The organism is Halarcobacter anaerophilus, from assembly GCF_006459125.1.
GTDB classification, from domain to species: Bacteria; Campylobacterota; Campylobacteria; order Campylobacterales; family Arcobacteraceae; genus Halarcobacter; species Halarcobacter anaerophilus.
In genome coordinates this window covers 1,956,548-1,977,788 of sequence record NZ_CP041070.1, presented here as the reverse complement: position 1 = coordinate 1,977,788, position 21,241 = coordinate 1,956,548, and the positions used below count along the sequence as shown (strand labels likewise).

General features: G+C 28.8%; 17 protein-coding genes and 1 pseudogene. 9 read left to right on the top strand and 9 right to left on the bottom strand.

The genetic code is table 11. The features are described 5' to 3' along the window. Positions 1-51 precede the first annotated feature (51 nt). Complete coding sequence (locus AANAER_RS09835; RefSeq protein WP_129081067.1) at positions 52-2,265, top strand: methyl-accepting chemotaxis protein; 2,214 nt, start codon at positions 52-54, stop codon at positions 2,263-2,265. A gap of 11 nt (positions 2,266-2,276) precedes the next feature. On the opposite strand, the gene AANAER_RS09830 is transcribed toward AANAER_RS09835, so the two are convergent. The 3 genes from AANAER_RS09830 to AANAER_RS09820 are packed head-to-tail and all read right to left on the bottom strand — an operon-like array spanning position 2,277 to position 5,666. After that, the gene (locus tag AANAER_RS09830; RefSeq protein WP_044418141.1) at positions 2,277-2,942 is read right to left on the bottom strand and encodes a response regulator; all 666 of its coding nucleotides are present in this window, start codon (positions 2,940-2,942) and stop codon (positions 2,277-2,279) included. Further along, positions 2,932-4,527 carry a sensor histidine kinase gene (locus AANAER_RS09825; RefSeq protein ID WP_228711115.1) on the bottom strand — a complete coding sequence of 532 codons (1,596 nt, stop codon included), beginning with the start codon at positions 4,525-4,527 and terminating at the stop codon, positions 2,932-2,934. The genes AANAER_RS09830 and AANAER_RS09825 overlap by 11 nt, the downstream gene beginning before the upstream one ends. Then, positions 4,527-5,666 (bottom strand): ABC transporter substrate-binding protein, encoded by a 1,140-nt coding sequence (locus tag AANAER_RS09820; protein ID WP_129081065.1) that lies wholly within the window; start codon positions 5,664-5,666, stop codon positions 4,527-4,529. Before AANAER_RS09820 ends, AANAER_RS09825 begins: the two co-directional genes overlap by 1 nt. 174 nt (positions 5,667-5,840) lie before the next feature. Here AANAER_RS09820 and AANAER_RS09815 point away from each other — a divergent pair, with 174 nt between their 5' ends. The 6 genes from AANAER_RS09815 (at position 5,841) to AANAER_RS09790 (ending at position 12,920) form a co-directional block, all read left to right on the top strand. Then, positions 5,841-7,514 carry a 4Fe-4S binding protein gene (locus AANAER_RS09815; protein WP_129081064.1) on the top strand — a complete coding sequence of 558 codons (1,674 nt, stop codon included), beginning with the start codon at positions 5,841-5,843 and terminating at the stop codon, positions 7,512-7,514. Between the two features lies 1 nt (position 7,515). Continuing rightward, positions 7,516-8,220 (top strand): TorD/DmsD family molecular chaperone, encoded by a 705-nt coding sequence (locus AANAER_RS09810; protein ID WP_164969311.1) that lies wholly within the window; start codon positions 7,516-7,518, stop codon positions 8,218-8,220. A gap of 118 nt (positions 8,221-8,338) precedes the next feature. After that, positions 8,339-8,545, top strand: coding sequence for a twin-arginine translocation signal domain-containing protein (locus AANAER_RS09805; RefSeq protein ID WP_129081062.1), 207 nt, complete (start codon positions 8,339-8,341; stop codon positions 8,543-8,545). Between the two features lie 17 nt (positions 8,546-8,562). Further along, a complete protein-coding gene (locus AANAER_RS09800; protein WP_129081061.1) occupies positions 8,563-11,403 on the top strand; it encodes a formate dehydrogenase subunit alpha in 2,841 nt (946 codons plus the stop codon). Positions 11,404-11,412: 9 nt separating this feature from the next. Then, positions 11,413-12,015: a formate dehydrogenase FDH3 subunit beta gene (gene fdh3B / locus AANAER_RS09795; protein WP_129081060.1), complete on the top strand. Its 603-nt coding sequence runs from the start codon at positions 11,413-11,415 to the stop codon at positions 12,013-12,015. Positions 12,016-12,026: 11 nt separating this feature from the next. Next, positions 12,027-12,920 (top strand): formate dehydrogenase subunit gamma, encoded by an 894-nt coding sequence (locus AANAER_RS09790; RefSeq protein ID WP_129081059.1) that lies wholly within the window; start codon positions 12,027-12,029, stop codon positions 12,918-12,920. Positions 12,921-13,014: 94 nt separating this feature from the next. Here the strand turns inward: AANAER_RS09790 and AANAER_RS09785 are convergent, their stop codons facing one another. The 5 genes and pseudogenes from AANAER_RS09785 to AANAER_RS09765 all read right to left on the bottom strand — a co-directional run bounded on the left by AANAER_RS09785 (position 13,015) and on the right by AANAER_RS09765 (position 17,739). Then, positions 13,015-13,587 (bottom strand): class I SAM-dependent methyltransferase, encoded by a 573-nt coding sequence (locus tag AANAER_RS09785; RefSeq protein ID WP_129081058.1) that lies wholly within the window; start codon positions 13,585-13,587, stop codon positions 13,015-13,017. A gap of 1 nt (position 13,588) precedes the next feature. Continuing rightward, positions 13,589-14,257, bottom strand: a complete 669-nt coding sequence (gene aat / locus AANAER_RS09780; RefSeq protein WP_129081057.1) for a leucyl/phenylalanyl-tRNA--protein transferase — start codon at positions 14,255-14,257, stop codon at positions 13,589-13,591. A 12-nt stretch (positions 14,258-14,269) separates the two neighbouring features. Continuing rightward, a pseudogene (locus tag AANAER_RS09775) lies at positions 14,270-16,303 on the bottom strand (methyl-accepting chemotaxis protein); the annotation flags it as partial. A gap of 12 nt (positions 16,304-16,315) precedes the next feature. Next, positions 16,316-16,630 carry a hypothetical protein gene (locus tag AANAER_RS09770; RefSeq protein WP_129081055.1) on the bottom strand — a complete coding sequence of 105 codons (315 nt, stop codon included), beginning with the start codon at positions 16,628-16,630 and terminating at the stop codon, positions 16,316-16,318. A 251-nt stretch (positions 16,631-16,881) separates the two neighbouring features. After that, positions 16,882-17,739 (bottom strand): AraC family transcriptional regulator, encoded by an 858-nt coding sequence (locus AANAER_RS09765; RefSeq protein WP_044418171.1) that lies wholly within the window; start codon positions 17,737-17,739, stop codon positions 16,882-16,884. A 112-nt stretch (positions 17,740-17,851) separates the two neighbouring features. Between AANAER_RS09765 and AANAER_RS09760 the strand changes: the two genes are divergently transcribed. Beyond that, positions 17,852-18,979: an aminotransferase-like domain-containing protein gene (locus AANAER_RS09760; protein WP_129081054.1), complete on the top strand. Its 1,128-nt coding sequence runs from the start codon at positions 17,852-17,854 to the stop codon at positions 18,977-18,979. A gap of 3 nt (positions 18,980-18,982) precedes the next feature. Here the strand turns inward: AANAER_RS09760 and AANAER_RS09755 are convergent, their stop codons facing one another. After that, positions 18,983-19,840 (bottom strand): damage-control phosphatase ARMT1 family protein, encoded by an 858-nt coding sequence (locus AANAER_RS09755; RefSeq protein ID WP_129081053.1) that lies wholly within the window; start codon positions 19,838-19,840, stop codon positions 18,983-18,985. Positions 19,841-19,953: 113 nt separating this feature from the next. On the opposite strand from AANAER_RS09755, the gene AANAER_RS09750 reads away from it, so the two are divergent. After that, on the top strand, positions 19,954-21,240 hold the full coding sequence (locus AANAER_RS09750) for an NCS2 family permease (protein WP_129081052.1): 1,287 nt from the start codon (positions 19,954-19,956) through the stop codon (positions 21,238-21,240). The last annotated feature ends 1 nt before the right edge of the window (position 21,241 follow it).

The window sequence follows — 21,241 nt, the reverse complement described above, 5'->3', positions numbered from 1 at the left end:
ACTTATCATAACTATATATTATAATTTAAGCCATTAATAAGAGGAAAAAGAATGTTGAATAATATTTCAATAAAAGCAAAATTGTATTTATTGGCAGTTGTATCGATTTTAGGGTTATTTATCTTGACCTTTTTATTGATTAATTCTGTAAATAGTATAAACAAATTGGGTGAAGGCAGGGTTTTAGTAGAAGCTTTGGATTCGGATATGTTGATGTTAAGAAGAAATGAAAAAGATTTTTTAGCAAGAAAAGATTTAAAATATAAAGCAGAATTTCAAGAAAACGTAAAAAAACTGCACAACAATTCAAAACAGCTAGAAGCAATTTTATCTGAATTTTCTATTAATACTTCGGACGTAGATGTTTTTAATAAAATCATCAATGACTATGAAAAAATCTTTTTTAATTTAGTTTCCAAACAACAAGAAATAGGTCTTAGCCACAATGACGGACTATATGGAAGTTTAAGGGATGCTGTTCATAAAGTGCAAGATAGTGCAAAAGAGTCAAATAATGACAAACTTCTTGCAACCGTTTATGATTTGAGAAAACAAGAAAAAGATTTTATGTTAAGAAGAGATATAAAATATGTAGATAAATTCGTAAAAAAAATTGATACTCTTTTATCTTCCGATAATATGCTTGATAGTGAAAGAAAAAATTATTTGCTTAAATATAAAAAAGATTTTTTAGCTTTAATAGAAGCTGAAAAAGAGCTGGGACTTAACAGTAAAGAAGGTATTAAAGCTCAAATGAGAAATACCGTTCATAAAACGGAAATTTTATTAAATAAGATGATAAATGACAGTTCTATGATTATTAAAGAGGAGATTAGTTCAAAAAAGAGTACCGTTATTATTATCTCTTTTATTATGATTTTATTTATCTTAGCGCTTTCAATTATTGTTTCAAATGCTATCTCAAATAAGATTAAAAATTTTCAAGAAGGATTATTAAGCTTTTTTAAATATTTAAATAAAGAGATTGAAGATGTTAAACATCTTGATGATTCTTCAAAAGACGAGATAGGTATAATGTCTGCTGTTGTAAATAAAAACATAAAAAGTATTAAACAAAATATAGAAGAAGATAGAATAGCTATTGATGATACGATATCTGTATTAGCAGAGTTTGAAAAAGGTGATTTTACCCAAAGAGTTGAATCTCATTCATCAAATCCCTCTTTAAATCAATTAACAAATCTATTAAATCAAATGGCAGTAAATCTTGAAAAAAATATTGAAATTATATTAAATATTTTAAAAGAGTATTCTGACAATAACTTTTTAAACAGAATTCCTACAAACGGTTTAAAAGAACATGTTTTAGAATTAGCAGAAGGAGTAAATACTTTAGCTGATTCCGTAAGTGAAATTTTAGTTGAAAACAAAAAAAGCGGTCTAACAATAAATAATTCATCTTATTCTCTTCTTGAAAATATAAAAGTTCTTAATACAAATTCAAATAAAGCAGCTGCAGCATTAGAAGAGACAGCCGCAGCTTTAGAGCAGATTACGGGAAATATACAAAGTAATACAAACAATATTGTAAAAATGACGGAATATGCACAAGAATTGACATCTGCTACAAATGAAGGTGAAAAACTGGCAAATGAAACAACAGTTTCAATGGATGAAATAAACAGTGAAGTAACTGCAATCAATGAAGCAATTACGGTAATAGACCAAATTGCCTTTCAAACAAATATTCTCTCATTAAACGCAGCCGTAGAAGCGGCAACGGCAGGAGAAGCAGGAAAAGGCTTTGCAGTAGTTGCACAAGAAGTTAGAAATCTGGCAAACAGAAGTGCGCAAGCGGCAAAAGAGATTAAAGATTTGGTTGAGCAGGCAACACAAAAAGCAAACAGCGGAAAAAGTATAGCAGATAGTATGATTCAAGGATTTAATAGTTTAAATGAAAATGTTTCAAAAACTATTGAACTTATATCAAATGTAGGAACGGCAAGTAAAGAACAATCTACGGGAATAAAACAGATAAATGATGCAGTTAACTCTCTTGATCAGCAGACTCAACAAAATGCCCAAATAGCAAATCAAACTCAAGAAATAGCAAATACAACGTCAAAAATTGCAGAAAAAATTATAGAAGAGGCAGATAAAAAAGAGTTTTTAGGAAAAAATGAAATAAATATCAATGTTTCAAAAGATAAATCTGTAAAAAATCAAAAAGCAGAAAGTAAAATATTTAAAGATAAAAAAGAGAAAATAGAGAAAAAAGATGAAGAGCAGTGGGAAAGTTTTTAAATAGCCTTAGATTAGATATTATCTAAGGCATTCTCATTAAATCTGTAAGTTTTATGTTGAATCTTAACTAAAATATGTTTTTCTGCTAACTCTTTAAAGAGTTTAATTAAAGTCGGTTTTGAAATATTAATTTTATTCATAATATCACTATATGAAGCAGTAAAGGTATTATTGTTATCTAAATTATTTATAATATACTTTATAACTTCAACTTGTTTACTATCTGTAATTGCCGATATTGTTTTAATTACACAATTATTTCTTCTTAGTTCTTTTTCTTGAACAATAGGTAATAATATGTCATGTAAAGTAGTTAACAACTCTTTAATATTTATTGGTTTTACTATATAATTTTCTACTTTTAACTTTATTGCATCAAGTAGATATTTCGTATCTGTGTAAGCTGTTGTTAATATTGTCGGAATATTGATATTTTTATCTTCCTTCAAATATTTTAAAAAATCAATGCCATTTTCATCTTTAAGTAATATGTCTGAAATAATTACATCAATTTTTTTATTTCTTAAAACCTCTAAAGCCTCTTTTGAAGTTTTTACCGCATAAATCTCATTTACAAAATCAATTAATACATCATGGGTATGCTTTAACAAATTTTCATCATCTTCAAGATATAAAATATTAAACTTATTTAATATATTTAAATCTCTATTCTGCATCTTTTATCACCTCATTTAATATTGGAATTTTTATAATAAATAAACTACAAGAGTAATCATTTATCTTATCAATTTTATGACGTATATTTTTTTGATAGATTGATCCATACATATGTTTTTCAATAATTTGTTTTGACATATAAAGTCCAATTCCCGTGCCTGCACTTTTATATTTAGTAGTATAATACGGCTCAAATATTTTGTGTATTATCTCTTCAGGGACACCGCCGCCGTTGTCAATAAAATTAATTAATATATTGTTTTTATGTTGTTTTACAATTACTTTAATAATTCTATCATTTTTATTTACATTAGAACATAAAGCATCTTTTGAATTATTAATCAAGTTTAAAAAAACATGAGATAGTTCATTGTAATAACTATTGATCTTTATATCTTGTTTTATTATAAGTATTACTTTTATTCCTGCTTTCTCTAAGGCATATTTAGATAATTCAAAAGAGTGTTCAATACAATCTTTTATACTAAAAATCTCTTTAGTTTTATCCGGAGAAAAAAAGTTTTTAAAATCGTCTAAGGTATTGGACATATTTTGGGCTAAGAATAAGGCATCTTTAACTTTTTCATCAATAAACTCATCTGTCAATTTTCCAAGTTGCCTTTTTGTTTGGAAACTTTGAATAATCATAGTGATAGAACCAAGGGGCTGGCGCCATTGATGTGCTATATTATTCAACATCTCTCCTAAACTTGCGAGTCTTGCTTGTTGGAACATTATAATATCTTTTTTTCGATTGTTTTTAACTTCTTGTAATACTCTCTCTCCCAATGAATTATTTAGTTTGACAAGTTGTTTTGTCTTACTTTTTACTTTTTCTTCAAGTAACTTATGTAATCTTTTAAAGTGGTTGATTAAAAGAACGGAAAGGATAATAGAAAACAGGAATATTAATACAATAGAAATCATTGAAACCGCAATAATTACATCAAAACTTTTTTCTGTGTCTCTTTTTTCATTTAAAGCAAGTGTTAAATCATAGTTAATTAAACTTGTAATATAAATATTTATTGCATTAATCTCTAAATGAAGTTTATTAAACTCTTCTTTGAGATTGTTTTCATCTTTATGCGATAACTCTAGGTTATGAAGGGTCGCATTGATATTTATCATCTTTTTATCGATATTTTTAGAAATACTCTTATATAAAATCTCATTTTTATAATATTGTTGTTGTGTAGTTAAAAATTTTTTTATAATATTCCCGATGTATATAGTAGGGGGAGTCATCTCATTTGGTCTTTTATACTCTTCCCAGTTTGTTTCTATTAATTGTAATGCAAGATTTATTACGTCACTTGCTTTTTTAAAACTAATACTTTTATCTTCAATATCATAAAGAGTATCTTGAATATTTACTTTATATGTATCTTTGATATTTTCCAGTTTTATAAGAGGTTTTGTTCTTTGTTCATAAAGTCTGTCAAAGTCGTATCTAATGGAAAAAGTGGTTATTAATGCAAGTATGACTATTCCTAACATACTACTTGAAATAATAAATATAAGAAAATTTGTTTTTAATGTAAAATTGAAATTATCGAAGTAAAGAAATATTTTTTTTAACATTATTTCTTAATCTCTTCAAATCTATTATTTTTATATGTAAATAAATAGATATTATTTAAATATTGTCTATTTTTTAAATTAATAGGTATTCCTTTTAATATATTTTTAGGAAGATGTTCCATTGTTTCTAAAAATCTTTTTCTTGTTAGAGAACCCTTTACGTTTTCCAATCCGGTTACTATTATTTTAGCAGATAAATAAGCTTCTAAAGATATAAATCCAGGTTTAAAATCTTTATAATATTTACTAACCACTTTGTGATATTCTTTTACAACAGGAATAGAAATATCGTTATAATTGGGTACAACTTGAGAAAAAATTAAATTATCTGTATTTTCTCCTAATTCATTTATCATAGCATTTGCATCTCCGAAAGAAATATTACAAAACAGTGTATCTTTAAAGTTGCTGTTATGTTTAGCTTTTTTTATAAATAGAGTATTTTCTTTATTTGCTCCTATCATAATAATTGCTTGGGGTTTTGCATCTTTTATCTCATTAAAAGCATGTCCTATTGATAAGGTATTTCTTTTGTAACTTCCTTCGGCTATAAGTTTCAGCTCTCTTTTTTTAAGTGATTTTATAACTGCTACATATCCTTCTTCACCAAAATCATCATTTTGATAAAAAACGGCAAATTTAGAAATTTTTTTATTATAATGTAGATGTTTAATAATTGCTTCAATTTCTTGTGCATAAGATGCTCTAAAATTAATAAAATTTTTTTCTTGGGGTTCCCTTAAAAAACTAGCTCCGGTAAAAGGAGAAATAAAAGGGATATTCTCTTCTAATAATAGATTTAATATGTTTTTTACAGTTGAAGTTCCTACATATCCAAAAAGTGCAAATGCTTCATCTTGATATAGAAGTTTTTTGGTATTATTTGCCGTTAATTTTGGCTCATATTTATCATCATATGTAATATATTTTATTTTTCTATTAGGAATGAGATTCTTTTCATTTGCATAATTAAAATATGAATTTGCACCAATAAGTACAGATTCTCCCCACTGCTTTAGTATTCCTGTTTTGGGAATAGAACCGCCTAATACTATTTCTGATTTTGTATATTCTTTATCTTTAAAAAAAAGATAAAACACCGTAAGTATTGATATTAAAATTAATAATTTTTTATCCATCTTTAATTGTACAAAAAGAATAGTTAAAATATTGAATTTATAAAAATAATATTTTTTCTAAAGTTTTATTTAATTTTGAATTTTGGTAAAACTTTTTTTAATTATTAAGTTTAATTTAATAATTTAAGGAATACTATTAGGTAAAAATAATTTTACCAAAAAAGAGAGGTTAATATGCAAGATTTTGTATACTACAATCCAATGGGCTTGGATTTTCCTTTAAATGAAGCAATTTTTGTTTCTAAAACTATTGATGAAACAAAGGGTACTAATTTCTTAATCTCTAATACTTCTGCCGTTGACAGTGAAACAAATGCCGATGAAATAGACTTTTATATTAAAAATAGTAAAGACTTGATTTCTGATAAAATAAAGAATGTTTATAAACTCTATGAAATCGCAGCAATTAGATTTGATAATGCTCAAGATATAACATATACTCAAAAAGTGGGAAATAAAATTTTACTTATTGCGAATAAAGAAGATGCAGAAAACTTTTTCTCTTATATTAAACCAAATGAGTTTGATATGTATCAAATATCGGAAGATATAATTAAATCAATTGACGGGCATATTGGAAATTTAACTGTTATTGTCGATAATGACGGGAAAGATGTAACTCTAAAAGTAGATCAAATTGTTTGGTTTAATGTAAAAGAGATGGGTTTAAAACAAAGTGGAAGTTTTGACCCGACGACTTCTTCAATTGAAGAAATAATAAAAATATTAAGAAAAAATATTGAAGAGTATGAGTATAAGAAAATAACAATATATGATGAAACTCTTTGTCAATATCATGAAAGAAGAGAAGAGATTTGCGGTAGATGTGAAGATATATGTCCCACAAGTGCAATTATAAAAATTGAAGATAAAAAACATTTAGAGTTTTCTCAAATAGATTGTAAAGGTTGTGGAGCCTGTATCTCCATTTGTCCTTCAGGAGCATTAGATTATGCACCGATGACAAGAAATTCCATTTATGAAATAGCACAAAAATTTAGGAATACAATACCTTTAATTGTTCCAAATAAGATGAATATCTCAACTTTAAATATTGAACTAAAAGAGAATGTTCTTCCTTTTAAAATAGACGGTGAAAAATTTTTACATGAAACTTCATTTTTAACTATTTTACAAGAGAGCGGTTCTCAAGTGATTTTCTATACTGACTTTTTATCAAAAGGAACTAAGGATTCTATTCGAATATTAAATGATATTTATGAAAAGAAATATGGGAAGAAGGCTATTTTTGTTGCAATGAATGAAGAAGAGCTAAAAGAGGCTATGGAAAATGCAGATTTAATTGAAGGTTCACATTTTTCATATAATCAAATAGATGAAAGAAAAAGAGAAGCTTTTGCAGTAAGATTATTGGGACTTGTGGAAAATGATGATTTAGGTACAGTAAAAACAGGAGAAGATATTCATTATGCAAAAGTTAATATCAATCAAGACAACTGTACCTTATGCCTTTCTTGTGTCGGTGCTTGTAATGTAGATGCATTAAAAGCATATCCCGAAGATAATACTTTAAGATTAAATCCATCAATTTGTACGGGATGCGGTTATTGTGAGCTTTCTTGTCCTGAAAATGATTGTCTGACAATAGAGCAAGATATTATAGAATTAAATCCAAAATGGTTCTTTGAAAGAGTTGTTGCAAAAGATGAACTATTTGCTTGCGTTGAATGTGGTAAAGAGTTTGCTACAAAAAAATCAATAGAAAAAATTGCAAATATTATGAAACCGATTTTTGCGAATGATCCGGTAAAACAAAGAACACTTTACTGTTGTGAAGATTGTAAACCAAGAGTGATGTTTGCAAATAATGAAAGAAAGGATAAATAGTATGAATACTGTAGCATTAAATAAAGTAAGAGCAATTTATTACGGATTGTTTAGTTCTCTATTTTCATATATTAACAGTGAAAAAGATTTTAATAATATAAAACAATCAATAGAACTTTTAAGTCAAGCTCCAATTGATGAAAATAGTAAAACATCTTTTGATGAAATAACTTCTTTTTTAAATGAAAAAGGGATGGATGGATTAATTGATGAAAATAATCAAATTTTTTATAGTCCAAGTACAACATTTATTCCTGTAACTGCCTCTTTTTATAATGAAGACAGAGATGACGGGCAAAAAAGAGTTGAAATGACAAATATAGTTTTAAAATCAATTTATAGAAGAGATAATACAAATTTTAAAGAAGCTGAAGATCATGTATGTTTTATTTTTAATTTTATTCAAAAATTATTAGAACAAGATTATTCAAAAATAGATAATAAATTGGTAGTAGAAACTTTTAGTGTAGTTCTAAATAGTTTTATAGATTCGTTTATTCAAGATGTTTATAATCATGAAGATAGCCATTTCTATAAAAATATTGCAGTGATTTTAAAAGTATTTGTAGAATTAGAAAGAACACTATTAAATATAAAAAAACCTATAGAGCATAAAGTTAGAAAACAATATGAAATATTTCATAAAAAGAGAAAAAGTTTTACAAAAAGAGCAAAAAGAAATTTTGATGAGATTTCAAGTTTATAAAGTTTAATTTTAACTCTTTTCCTAATCTTTTATATAAAAAGAGATAAATGAGAAAAGTAAAAATCTTTTTTGATTTATCTTTTTTTAAAAGAAGGAGAAAAAATGAACGGAGGAAGTTATGAATACAAATAGAAGGAGTTTTATTAAAAAAACTTTAGGTGCAAGTGCACTTATGGCTGTTGGGAGTTCTACTGTTTCAATGGCAAGTACTAAAAGTGATAAAGGTGCAAGTTCAAATGGTGTAGTTGTAGGAAAATCTCCTAAAAAAGAGGTTTTATATAAACAAACCGCTGAATGGGAAGCTTTTTATAAAGCTAGCTACTAAAAAAGGAGTAAAAGATAATGGGTAAAAATGTACTTAACGATTTATCTTTGAAACTTGGACGAAGAAATTTTCTTAAACTTGCTTCAATTGGCGCAGGAGTAGGTGTGACTTCAATGTTCGCTTCAAATAATAGTGTTAGAGAAGCAACAAATGAAGAGATAAGAAATCCTTTTCCAGGTTCGAAAAAAGTTAAAACAATTTGTAGTATTTGTTCTGCTGGATGTGGCATTATAGCAGAAGTTCAAAATGGTGTTTGGGTGAGACAAGATGTGGCACAGGATCATCCTATTAGTGAAGGAAGTCATTGCTGTAAAGGGATTGACCAAATTGATTTAGTAAAAAGTAAACAAAGAATAAAACATCCACTTAAAAAAGTAGATGGAAAGTGGCAAAGAATCTCTTGGGAACAAGCAATAGATGAAATATCATCAAAAATGCTTGAATTAAGAAAAGAGAACGGTCCTGATATAGCAATGTTTTTAGGCTCTGCAAAATTTAATTTGCAGCAATCTTTTTATTTTAGTAAATTTGCTGCAATGTGGGGAACAAATAATATTGATCATGTTGCAAGAGTTTGTCATAGTGCTTCTGTTGCAGGAGCAGCCAATACTTGGGGTTATGGTGCAATGACGAATCATTTCGGTGATGTTGTTGAAAACTCAAAAGCTATATTAATGATTGGAGCAAATTCAGCTTCATCTTGCCCAATCGGATTTAAGCATTTTCTTCAAGCAAAAGATAGAAATAATGCTAAACTAATTGTTGTTGACCCTGTTTATACAAAATCCGCTGCAAAAGCTGATCATTATTTAAGAATTAGAACCGGTACCGATGTTGCCTTTGTTTATGGAATGCTTCATTTAATATTTAAAAACGGCTGGGAAGATAAAAACTTTATAGAAAGCCGTGTTTACGGAATGGATAAGATTAGAGAAGAGGCTAAAAAATGGACACCGGAAGTAACAGCTGATGTTACGGGAATCCCGGCTGAAAAAATTATTCAAATCACTAGATTATTTGCAACTACCAAACCTGCAACGGCAGTTTGGGCATTAGGTATCACTCAACATAGTACAGGTACATCAAATACTAGAATTATTCCAATACTTCAATTAGTATTAGGAAATGCAGGTAAAAAAGGTGGAGGATGTAATATTATTAGAGGACATGATAATGTTCAAGGTTCTACTGATATGTGTAATCTAGCAGACTCTCTTCCAGGTTATTATGGATTAAGTGATGATGCTTGGAAATATTATGCAAAAGCCTGGGGAGTTGATTATGAGTGGTTGAAAGGAAGATTTCACTCTCATAAATGGATGAATGAAAAAGGATTTTCATTAGCAAAATGGTGGCAAGGTGTTTTACAAGAAGAGAAAACTTACTCTTCAAGTCCAATTAGAGCTTTATGGGTTCAAGGTACGGGAATTACCTCTATGACTCAACAAGTGAAAATTCAAGAAGCAATTAAAAAACTTGATTTGCTTGTTATTGCAGAACCCTTTGTAAATGAAGCTGCAATTTTGAGTGATAGAAAAGATGGAATATATATAATACCTGCAGCAACGCAGTTTGAAACAGAAGGTAGCGTAACGGCAAGTAATAGATCTTCTCAATGGAGAAGTAAAGTTGTTGATCCACTATATGAGTCTAAACCTGACCATGAAATTATGTTTGAATTTGCTAAAAAATTTGGGTTTTATGATGAATTTGTAAGCGGGATGAAACACGATATTGTTGACGGTGAAATAAAAAAAGTAAAAGATGATTTTGTTTGGCCTGATGATGCAGCAGATGAATTAGCAAGAACAGTGAAAACTATCGGTCTTGGCGGTTGGACTGCAAAAAGACTTAAAGAACATCAAGAGAACTGGCATCTATTTGATCCTCTTACTTTAAAAGGTTATGGAAAAATGCAAGGTCAATACTATGGATTACCTTGGCCGTGTTGGGATACAAAACATCCTGGAAGTCCTATTTTGTATAATCCCGATGTACCGGTAAATGAAGGTGGTATGGGATTTAGAAATAGATTTGGTTTGGAACATGATGGTATAAGTCAATTAGCTAGTAGTGCTACAACTGTTAAAAAATCAGAGGTTAAAGGTGGATATCCTGAACTTACCAAAGATAATATTGAAGAAGTTTTAAATATTAAATTAACAGAAGATGAAAAAAGAAAAATGGGAGCAAACTGGAAAGTTGATTTAAGTGGAATTATTCAAGAAAAATGTAGAGAAAAAGGTGTTTGTGCGTATGGAAATGCAAGAGCAAGAGCAATTGTGTGGACATTCCCCGACCCTGTTCCAAAACATAGAGAACCAATTCATTCACCAAGATTTGATTTAGTTAAAAAATATCCGACTTATCCAGATCAAAAAAATAACTTTAGGGTTGATGTGAAATTTGAATCAGAACAGAGTGAAAAAGATTGGTTTAAAGAGTTCCCGACAATGATTGTTACTATGAGACTCGTAAACTTAAGCGGTGCAGGTATGCTTGAAAGAACAAGTAAATATCTTTCTCATATAACTCCTGAAATGTTTGCAAATATTCATCCGGATTTAGCAGCTAAACATGGAATTAGAGACAGAGATGATATGTGGTTACATTCACCTCAAGGAACTAAGATTAAAATTAAAGCATATTATAACTATAGCGTGACTCCCGACCGTGTAGCTATGCCATATAATTTTGCAGGTATGATGCAAGGAGTTGATTTAACTCATAGATATCCCAAAGGAACAAAACCTTATGTAAATGGTGAAAGTTCAAATACTATTACAAATTACGGGTTTGATGTAATAACACAAATACCTGAGTTTAATGCAGGTCTTTGCAGAATAGAAAGAGCGTAGGAGTAAGTTATGAGTGAAATGGCAAGAATGAAATTTTATTGCGATGAAGATAGATGTATTGAGTGTTATGCTTGTACTGTAGGTTGTTCTGAAGCTCATGAATTACCAACAGGAATTAGTAGAAGAAAAGTTATTACATTAAATGAAGGTATTGAAGGATTAGAATACTCTTTATCCATTGCTTGTATGCATTGCAGTGATGCACCTTGTGAACAAGTGTGTCCCGTAGATTGTTTTTATATTAGAGAAGACGGAATTGTTCTTCATGATAAAGATAAATGTATCGGATGTGGATATTGTCTTTATGCTTGTCCTTTTGGGGCACCTCAATTTCCAAGAGACGGTGCATTTGGAACAAAAGGAGCAATGGATAAATGTACAATGTGTGCAGGTGGTCCGCTAGAAACAAATAGTGAAGAAGAGAGAGAACTTTATGGTCAAAATAGAATTGCTGAAGGTAAAGTTCCAATATGTGCAGCCGTTTGTTCAACAAATGCACTTTTAGTAGGTGATTCTCAAAAAGTCTCTGAAATATATAGACAAAGAGTAATATCTAGAGGACATAAGCATACTGACTCTGCTGTTGCTTGGAGTTCGGCTTATAAATCATAGAAAGTACTATTATGAAATTTAAATATATATTAATTTTATTTCTAACATTAACTTCACTAGCAATAGCTAGTGAAAGTGCAATATTTGGAAAAGATTTAATTCCAAATATTTTGGCGTATGATAAAGAGAACTCTTTACATTTAGGTAAATGGTTTACTCTTTTACAAAGTACATATTTTAAACCTATATTTTTTGGAGTATTAATTGGAGTACCCGCAGTCTTCTTTATACACTATAAAATTATAGGACCAATGATTTTTTCACACGATAGAAAAAAGATCTTTGTTTTTTCGGTTTTTAATAGAATAGTTCACACAATTGCCGCAATTGCATTTATTCTTATTATTCCAACAGGATTTGTACTTGTTTTTGGCACAACATTCGGCGGTGGTGGATTTGTAAGATTTTGTAAAGATGTTCATGGCATTGCAACAATATTATTTGTGATTTCTGTAATACCGATGTTATTGATGTGGTTTAAAGATATGCTTCCTACAAGTGATGATATCAAATGGATGATGATTTTAGGAGGATATTTAAATAAAAGAAAAGACCCTATCCCTGCAGGAAGATTTAATGCGGGTCAAAAAATGTGGTTTTGGATTTGTACTTTTGGCGGAATTATTATGATTCTTACGGGTGCAATTATGTTCTTTCAAGATTTTAAACTAGAATTTATTACATCTTTAGGAATATCGCAAATTGATTTATTAAGAGCAAGCGCAATAGTGCATAATGTCTTAGGAATGGCAGTAGCAGCACTATTTATGACCCATGTATATATGTCTGTTTTTGCAATTAAAGGTGCAATTCACAGTATAATAACCGGATATAAAGAGGAAGAAGAAGTAGAAATTTTACATAGTACTTTTTATAAAAAGTTAAAAAAATCTAAAAAAATCTAAAAAAATCTAAGAAAATCCTCTTTTTTAAGGGGATTTTCTATTAATTCAAATTAATATTAATTCTGTCAAGAAATTAAGAGATGTGGAAAAGTTTTTAAAATTTTCTTACTGAAATTGACTGTTTTTTCATTCTGTAAAGTTCATAAGTTTCATTAAAAAACTCATCATAATTTAAAATTTCAAAACCTTCTTCAAAGAAAGCTTTTAGTTCACCTTTTTTCAAAAGAAAATCAGGGTTGGAATCGGGTTTTTCATTCTCTTTGTCTTCCATATAGGTTTCAATAAATAAAATACCGTCCTTTTTAAGAGCATTTTTTAAAGATGAGATGATTTTTCTATCCAAAAAGTTTGTCATAACTATCAAATCATAACTGTTTTTTTCAGGAATAAACTCATCTAAATCAACAATTTTGACATGAATATTTGGAAAATCTTTTTGTTTTAATTTTTCTAAAGCAACTTCTGAAATATCCAAAGCATCAACTTCAAACCCTTCTTGGGCTAAAAATATAGAGTTTCGGCCGCTTCCGCAGGCTATTTCTAAAGCTTTTTTACCTTTGCAGTTTTTTATAGTATCAACCAATTTTTCACTAGGAGTTCTATCTTCTAAAAGTTTAGGAGTGTTTTTATACTTCTCATTCCATTTTTGTTTATCTTCGATTGCCATGTTAATCTTCTTTTAATAGTTTAAAATATTCAACTCTTGGAATCTCTCTTGCACCAAGTGATGCCAAGTGGTTATTATGAACTTGGCAATCAATTAGTTTGATTCCATTTTGTTGTGCTTGTTTGCAAAGGTGATAAAATGCTACTTTTGAAGCATCTTTCTCTTTTGCAAACATACTCTCTCCACAAAATACGTCATTAATTAAAACTCCGTAAAGACCTCCTACTAACTTTTCATCTAAATAGGTTTCAATAGAGTAGGCAAAGCCTAATTTATATAGATTTGTATAGGCTATAATAAAGTTTTCATCAATCCAGGTATCATCTTCATGTTTTCTTTTTATGGTTGAGCAGTTTCTTATAACCTCTTCAAAGTTTTTATTTGTTTTTACTACAAACCCTTTGTTGTTTATTGTTCTTTTCAGACTTTTTGTAAGCCTAAACTCATTTGGATATAGAACCATTCTTTTGTTTGGACTAAACCAGTGTATATGATTGTAATCATCTATAAACCAAGGGAAAATACCGTTTTCATAGGCATTTATCAATCTTTGGGGATGAAAATCTCCTCCAACTGCCACTAAATCATCATTCATCATTTCTAAGCTAGGAAAATCAAAATTATCATTGTCAAGAAGGTATATTTTGTGGGTTTTGTCTAAAAGTTTCATTGCAGGGAAAAGTTATTTATTAACTTTCCCTTCAAAATTATTCATATTTACATTTTCAACAATATCAAGGGATACTTGATTTGTCTCTTGTGCTATGGTATTTGTTTTATCAGCCACCGCTGCATTTTCTTGTGTAAATCTATCAAGTTGGTTTACTGCATCACTAATTTGTGTCATTCCCGTATTTTGCTCACTTGCTGCATTTGTAACATCATCTATGAGGTTACTTGTTTGTGTTATTTTAGCGTCTAATTCATTAAAGCCTTCTATCATAGATGAACCTATTTGTTTACCTTCATTTGCTTTAACTGTAGCATTTTCAACTAAATCTTTAATCTCTTTTGCTGCTTCTGCACTTCTTGCCGCTAAGTTTCTTACTTCTTGGGCTACTACTGCAAAACCTTTTCCTGCTTCTCCCGCTGTTGCCGCTTCAACTGCTGCGTTAAGAGATAAAATATTTGTTTGGAAAGCTATTTGGTCTATTACCGTTATTGCTTCATTGATATTCATTACCGTATCATTTATCTCATCCATTGATTTTGCTGTTTTACTAGCTAACTCTTTACCTTTATTTGCAGAAGATTGAGTATCTGAAGAGATTTTTAACATTTGTTGTGCTTTTTCGCTTGTTTGTCTGATATTTCCTGTTATCTCTTCAATAGAAGCAGCAGTCTCTTCTAGTGAAGCTGCTTGAGATGTTGCATTTTCACTTAAGGTTCTTACACTTGAAGTTAACTCTTCCGATTTATTTTTTAAAAGTAAGCCGTCTTCTTGATTATCTTGAAGAATTTTTGTAATCATTTTATGCATATTTATAATGCTGTTACCTATTTTCCCGTGATTTGCCTGTAATCTCTCGGTAAAGTCTCTATTTGCATATTTTTCTAAAACATCTGTTAAAGCATTGATATTTGTTCCCACAAGAGCTTGAAGATTTTCTAACATATTATTAAGCAGAGATTTCAGCTCTTCAAGAGATTCATTATTTGTAGAACCTGAAATTTTTTTATCTAAATATCCTTGTCCTACATGGTTTACTATCTCTTTTACTTCATGAATAAGTTCATTATCCTGCTCTATGATTTTTTTGGAATTATCTATATTCTCATTTATAAGAATTGCCATCTTACCGATTTCATCATTGGCTTCTATATTTAAAGGTTCAATCTCTTTTTGCTCTTTATTTATATATTTAAAGAAATTCAAGAGTCCTGTTTGGAAGTTCATTAAAGGATTGAATAGAACTTTTTTCATAAAGAAGATTAGTGCAAAAGAGATTATTACAAGTAAAACCAAAATCATAATTATATTAGTGATTATAATTTCAACAACATTCTCTTGTGTTCTTTTTTGCATCTCTTTTATCGCATCTTCTACATCCGTTACATAAGCTCCCGTTCCTATAATCAGATCCCAAGGCTCAAATTTTTTTACATAAGAAAATTTTTGAAAGTCTCCTTCTCTTCCGGGAATTGTCCAATAATATTTTACGATTCCTCCCTCTTTTTTTGCATTTGCCGTTTTTACTATATCTCTATAAAGGTAATTCCCTTTTTTGTCTTTTAGATTATAGAGATTTTTCCCAACCAAAGAATCTTTTATTCCGTGAGCTAATACAACGTGGTTTGAGTCATTAATCCAAAAATATCCGTTTTCACCGTACTTCATTTTTGAGACTGCATTTAAAGCCTCTTTTTTCATTTTTTCGGATATATTATCTATATATGCACCTGTTCCTATTATCCAGTTAAAAGGTTTGAATACTTTTACTATCGACGTTTTAAATACATCTTTTTTTGTACTAGGATTGTAAAAAGAGTATTCAATAAAACCTACGTCTTTATTACTTTTTCTAAGTTCTTCTATTCCTAATTGTACAAATGGAGTCTTAGGTGTATTTTTAAATATCTTTCCTGATAACTCTTTTTTAATTGGATGCATTATCATTTTATAATTAAAATCATTTATCCAAAAATATCCTGATTTTCCGTATCGTGTCGATGAGACAATAGATTCTATTCTATTTTTTAATTCATTTTCCGAAAGTTTATTTTTGTTTTATTCATACTCTTCGTTAATAATTGAAAATAGAAAGTTTGTTTGCTCTTGTATATAATCTTTTACTTCACTTCTAATTCTCTCTTTGGAAGTTCTTTCATAATAAGATTCAACAGTTTTATAAGCTAAAGATACATAATTTTTTAACTCTTTCTCTTTTGTATCAAATGCACTTTTTTCGCTGTCATTTAAAATAAGATTCACTTCCTTATAAATCGTTGTCGACATTTCAAACAGCATAATTAGTGCAATTAAAATTATTGAACCGATTACGGTAGCTAAAAGTTTTGTTTTTATTGATAAATTTTTAAACATAGTGACTCCTTTCTATATACTGTCACATCATAAAAATATTTTATATTAAATAACTTAAAAATAATCTAAAATAAAAAAGTTATTTTTATGTATAAATATAATTTTTTATTGCTTAAATAATTAAATCATTGATTTTATTAAAACTCTATAAATAGCTATATATAGGAAATTTATAATAACAGTTATCACTATAATAGATAAATTATTTTTATATAAAAAATAATTGTAGTATAAATATAAAGATTATTTATTTAGTATAAAACATTAATCGGAAGGTAAAAGTCTAGATCAAAATCTTTTTGCTCAGTGGTAAAGTAATTCTTATGATAAATTGCATAAGCGGGAATTGTTTTTGCTTCATATCCTGAGTTTGGAAGCCAATAGTGATACACATATCTAATAAAATTTAAAACATCTCCGTAAACTCCTTTTAGGTTAAACACCGCACATAAAGACTCGGGTATATCAAAAGTGCTTATTGCTTTGAAATCTTTATTTACATTTATACAAGCTACATAAGAGCAGTTCTTAAGGGGAGTAATTACGGGATTATCATGAAAAAGTGCAATCTGTTTATACTCTTTAATTCCGTTTTCATAAGCAATAGCTTTAAGTTTCTCCCAACTTTTTTTGATTGTTTTATCATAACCGTTGTGTCTTATATAAGCACAATGAATAACTTTGCAAACTTTTATTTCAGGTTCAATTTTTGAAAAATCTTTTGCCGTAAGGAATTTCTCTATCAACTCTTTTGAATACTCTTTAAACTTTCCTTTTCTCCATTGTGTAGGAGTATAATTATATCTCAGTTTAAAAGCTTTGATAAAAGATGAATGGGAAATATAACCGCATTTATTTGCTATTTCGCTTATTGTTGAGTGTTTATTGGTAATTAAAAGATTTGCTGCTTTTTTTAATCTTTCATCTGCAATAAGTTCAAAAAGAGTCTTCCCCGTCTCCTCTTTTATAATTCTATGATAATGATATTTGCTCAAATGATTTAGTTTTGCCAACTCATCAAGGGTAATTTTATACTCTAAATTTTTGTAGATATAATAAAAAGTCGTGTTTATAATATCATCTCTAGCATGTTTTGTATCTTTTTTCATACTAAAAGTATAACAAAAATAGCAATATAAGACAAGTATTTTGTAATTTAAAATAAAGAATAACTATTCATTTTTTAGTATAATGTCGTATTTTTTTAAATAAGGGTAAGAGATGAAAAAACTAGAACGGTCTTATATAAGACAAATATTAGATGCAATAAATGAAAGAACAATCTCTTTTGCAGGAGGTTTACCAAATGAGAACCTCTTCCCTGTCAAAGATTTAAAGGTCGCTACAAATAAAGTTTTGGAAAATCCTTTATGTTTGCAATACTCTAAATCACAAGGTGTAGAAGGATTAAGAGAAAAAATTGCAGACATTTATACAAATAAATTTGACTTTCCGACAAATAAAGATGAAATCTTAATTACAACAGGAAGCCAACAAGCTTTTGACATAATTGCAAAAACATTTTTAGATAAAGAGTTATATGTACAAAAACCTACATATATAGGTGCTTTAAGTGCTTATAAAGTTTTAGATATGGATATTAAATCTTTTGATGATTTAGATGATTTGGAAAATAAACTAAACAGCACAAACGGTTTTTATGCAATGAGTGATTTTACAAATCCTACAGGAAGAGTGATAGATCAAAAAAGAAGAGAAGATGTTGCTAAAATCTTAAATAAAAAAGAGTGCTATTTTATAGAAGACGGAGCATACTCTTTGATTGATTTTAATGGGGTTATCAGAAAACCTATTAGTGCTTTATATGAAAAAAGTTTTCATATGGGATCTTTTTCTAAAATAGTAGCTCCAGGTTTCAGAGTAGGTTGGATTAGAGCAAAAAAAGAGTATATTGACCAAATGATGGTTTCAAAAGAGGCTGTTGATTTACATACTTCAACTTTTAATCAAATGATTTTAGATGAATATATGAATGAGTTTGATCTATTTGAACATATCAAACTTGTAAGAAAAGAGTATAAATCAAAAATGGAATATATGGCAGAATGTTTTGAAAAATATATTCCGAGTTTTGAATTTAAAAGACCTCAAGGGGGAATGTTTATTTACGGAAGTTTTAAAGAGGATTCTTTTGAATTGGCAAAAAAAGCATTAGAAGTTGATGTTGCTTTTGTACCTGCAAAAGTATTTTTTCATAATAATCAAGATTCAAACGAAGCTAGATTCAATTTTACAAACTCTACTTTTGAACAGATTGAACAAGGTATTATAAGATTGGCAAAACTGTTATCTCCTAACAACGAAATAAAAAAAGAGTGTATAGCTTAAAAGCTATCCTCTTTTTAATACGATTTCTCCCAAACTTCTTGAAATCGTTTTTGCTACAACTGCACATTTAACTTTAAATAAAAAGAAAATTCTTTTATCATTAAAACCTTCAAGGCATTCAAAATTTCCCATTCCTTTTGATAAAATCAAAGGTGTTTTTTCAAAAAGTTCAAGAAACTCTTTTGAAGCTTGTTTTTTTTCAAGTCCCGGAGTATCAACACCTGTGCTGATTACTTTACAGTATTTATCAATACCGCTTTGTATTGCTTCTTCTAATGTTACATCGTTTATTATAGCTTTACCTCTGGTTGCATAATAAATTTCAAGCTTAGGATATAACTTTTTTAAAGTTTTAACTAAAATTTTATCAAAAATATTTTCTCCTGCATTATCCGAAAGAATAATTAAAGAATCGGTTTTTTCAAGTTCATTTTTAAAAACTTTATAATCATTTATTGCAAAATCTGTTTGAAAAATAGAGTTTATTTCTTCATCTAAACAAAACTCTTTTATTGTAGCAAAGTCAATTACGTTACCTGCAACGGCTGCTTTAATTGCAGTAAAAAGTTTATCTTCACTTTTATCTATTTTTTTTTGAATAAAAGGCAGATATCCTGTCGCTTTTTTTATAGATTCTTGTTTCATTTTTTTTAAGGGATCTTTCAAGTTTGTTCTTTGTGCCAAATATTCATAAACATCTTTAGCTACAAAAGGAGGAGTCTCTTTAAAAGAAAAATTTTCTGCTCTTTTATTTACTTCAAACATAATTGATTTTGCAAGATCTTTATCAAGTTTAAGTGTTTTTGTTGCTTTTTCTATTTGTCCTACAATACATTTAACGCAATCATCTGTAATATTCATAGTTAGTTACTCTTTTTCTATATATTAGTTATATATTTTATACAATTTTTTAGTATAAATAAACCTTAGATTAAGTAAAATAAGCTCTTAATATTTAAATATGAAGGACAATTATGTTTAAACTAAAAGAACATAATACAAGTGTAAGTACCGAACTTAGTGCAGGCTTTACAACATTTTTGACAATGATGTATATAGTACCTGTAAACGGTTTTATATTAGCAGATGCAGGACTGCCTATGGATGCAGTAGTAACGGCAACTGCATTAATCACGATTTTAGCAACACTATTTAGTGGTATATGGTCAAATACACCAATAGCAATGTCAGTAGGTATGGGATTAAACGCATATTTTTCTTACGGTTTGGTTTTAGGAATGAAAATACCTTGGCAAACAGCTTTAGGAATAGTATTTATATCAGGATTGCTTTTCGTACTCTTATCTTTTACAAATTTTAGAATTTGGATAATGACTTCGATTCCTATGAATTTAAGACGTGCAATAAGTGCAGGGATAGGTTCTTTTATTGCCTTTATCGGATTAAAACAGATGGGAATGATAGTAGATAATCCCGCAACCTTGGTCTCATTAGGAGATTTTTCAAATGAAAACGTACTTTTGGGTGTTTTAGGTTTGCTTCTCTCTTTTACTTTTTATTCATATAGAATAAAAGGAGCTTTTATTTTAGCAATTGCAATAACTTCCGCAGTGGCTTGGTTTTTAGGAATAGGAAAACTTCCTGAAGGTATTCTTTCAACACCTTCTTCAATTGCTCCAATAGCATTTGAACTTGATATAACAAGTGCCCTTACTCTCTCTTTACTTCCTGTAATAATTACCTTTTTAATAACAGATATGTTTGATACTTTAGGAACTTTAACAGGAGTAGGAACAAGAGCAAACTTGTTTCAAGAGAATAATAAAGATGATAAATCTTTACAAAAAACTTTAGAAGCAGATGCAATAGCAACAACAGCAGGATCTTTGCTTGGAGTATCAACAACAACTTCTTTTATAGAGAGTGCTTCAGGAGTAGAAGAGGGAGGAAGAACAGGACTTACAGCAGTATTTACGGCACTGTTTTTTATTACGACACTGTTTATGCTTCCTCTTTTTAAAGCAATACCGGGTAATGCTATTTATCCGGTACTTGTAGTAGTAGGAGTACTAATGTTTACGGAACTTGGTAAAATAAATTTTGAAGATTCAGATTTGGCAACAAGTGCAGGAGCATTTTTAATGGTAATATTTATGCCTTTAACATACTCGATTACAAACGGGATTGCTGCCGGATTTTTGATTTACACTATTATTAAATTAGCAAAAAGAGAGACTAAGGATTTAAATCTAGGTATTTTTGTTATTACTTTTATTAGTGCTTTAGCTTTTATTTTATAAG

Bases quoted from the DNA above. Each gene is read 5' to 3' on its own strand.
- AANAER_RS09765 (WP_044418171.1), bottom strand. From the start codon at position 17,739: ATGAAAAAAGATACAAAACATGCTAGAGATGATATTATAAACACGACT.
- aat (WP_129081057.1), bottom strand. From the start codon at position 14,257: ATGAAACTTTTAGACAAAACCCACAAAATATACCTTCTTGACAATGAT.
- AANAER_RS09760 (WP_129081054.1), top strand. From the start codon at position 17,852: ATGAAAAAACTAGAACGGTCTTATATAAGACAAATATTAGATGCAATA.
- AANAER_RS09830 (WP_044418141.1), bottom strand. From the start codon at position 2,942: ATGCAGAATAGAGATTTAAATATATTAAATAAGTTTAATATTTTATAT.
- AANAER_RS09750 (WP_129081052.1), top strand. From the start codon at position 19,954: ATGTTTAAACTAAAAGAACATAATACAAGTGTAAGTACCGAACTTAGT.
- AANAER_RS09815 (WP_129081064.1), top strand. From the start codon at position 5,841: ATGCAAGATTTTGTATACTACAATCCAATGGGCTTGGATTTTCCTTTA.
- AANAER_RS09790 (WP_129081059.1), top strand. From the start codon at position 12,027: ATGAAATTTAAATATATATTAATTTTATTTCTAACATTAACTTCACTA.
- AANAER_RS09820 (WP_129081065.1), bottom strand. From the start codon at position 5,666: ATGGATAAAAAATTATTAATTTTAATATCAATACTTACGGTGTTTTAT.
- AANAER_RS09805 (WP_129081062.1), top strand. From the start codon at position 8,339: ATGAATACAAATAGAAGGAGTTTTATTAAAAAAACTTTAGGTGCAAGT.
- AANAER_RS09755 (WP_129081053.1), bottom strand. From the start codon at position 19,840: ATGAATATTACAGATGATTGCGTTAAATGTATTGTAGGACAAATAGAA.
- AANAER_RS09825 (WP_228711115.1), bottom strand. From the start codon at position 4,527: ATGTTAAAAAAAATATTTCTTTACTTCGATAATTTCAATTTTACATTA.
- AANAER_RS09770 (WP_129081055.1), bottom strand. From the start codon at position 16,630: ATGTTTAAAAATTTATCAATAAAAACAAAACTTTTAGCTACCGTAATC.
- AANAER_RS09810 (WP_164969311.1), top strand. From the start codon at position 7,516: ATGAATACTGTAGCATTAAATAAAGTAAGAGCAATTTATTACGGATTG.
- AANAER_RS09800 (WP_129081061.1), top strand. From the start codon at position 8,563: ATGGGTAAAAATGTACTTAACGATTTATCTTTGAAACTTGGACGAAGA.
- AANAER_RS09785 (WP_129081058.1), bottom strand. From the start codon at position 13,587: ATGGCAATCGAAGATAAACAAAAATGGAATGAGAAGTATAAAAACACT.
- fdh3B (WP_129081060.1), top strand. From the start codon at position 11,413: ATGAGTGAAATGGCAAGAATGAAATTTTATTGCGATGAAGATAGATGT.
- AANAER_RS09835 (WP_129081067.1), top strand. From the start codon at position 52: ATGTTGAATAATATTTCAATAAAAGCAAAATTGTATTTATTGGCAGTT.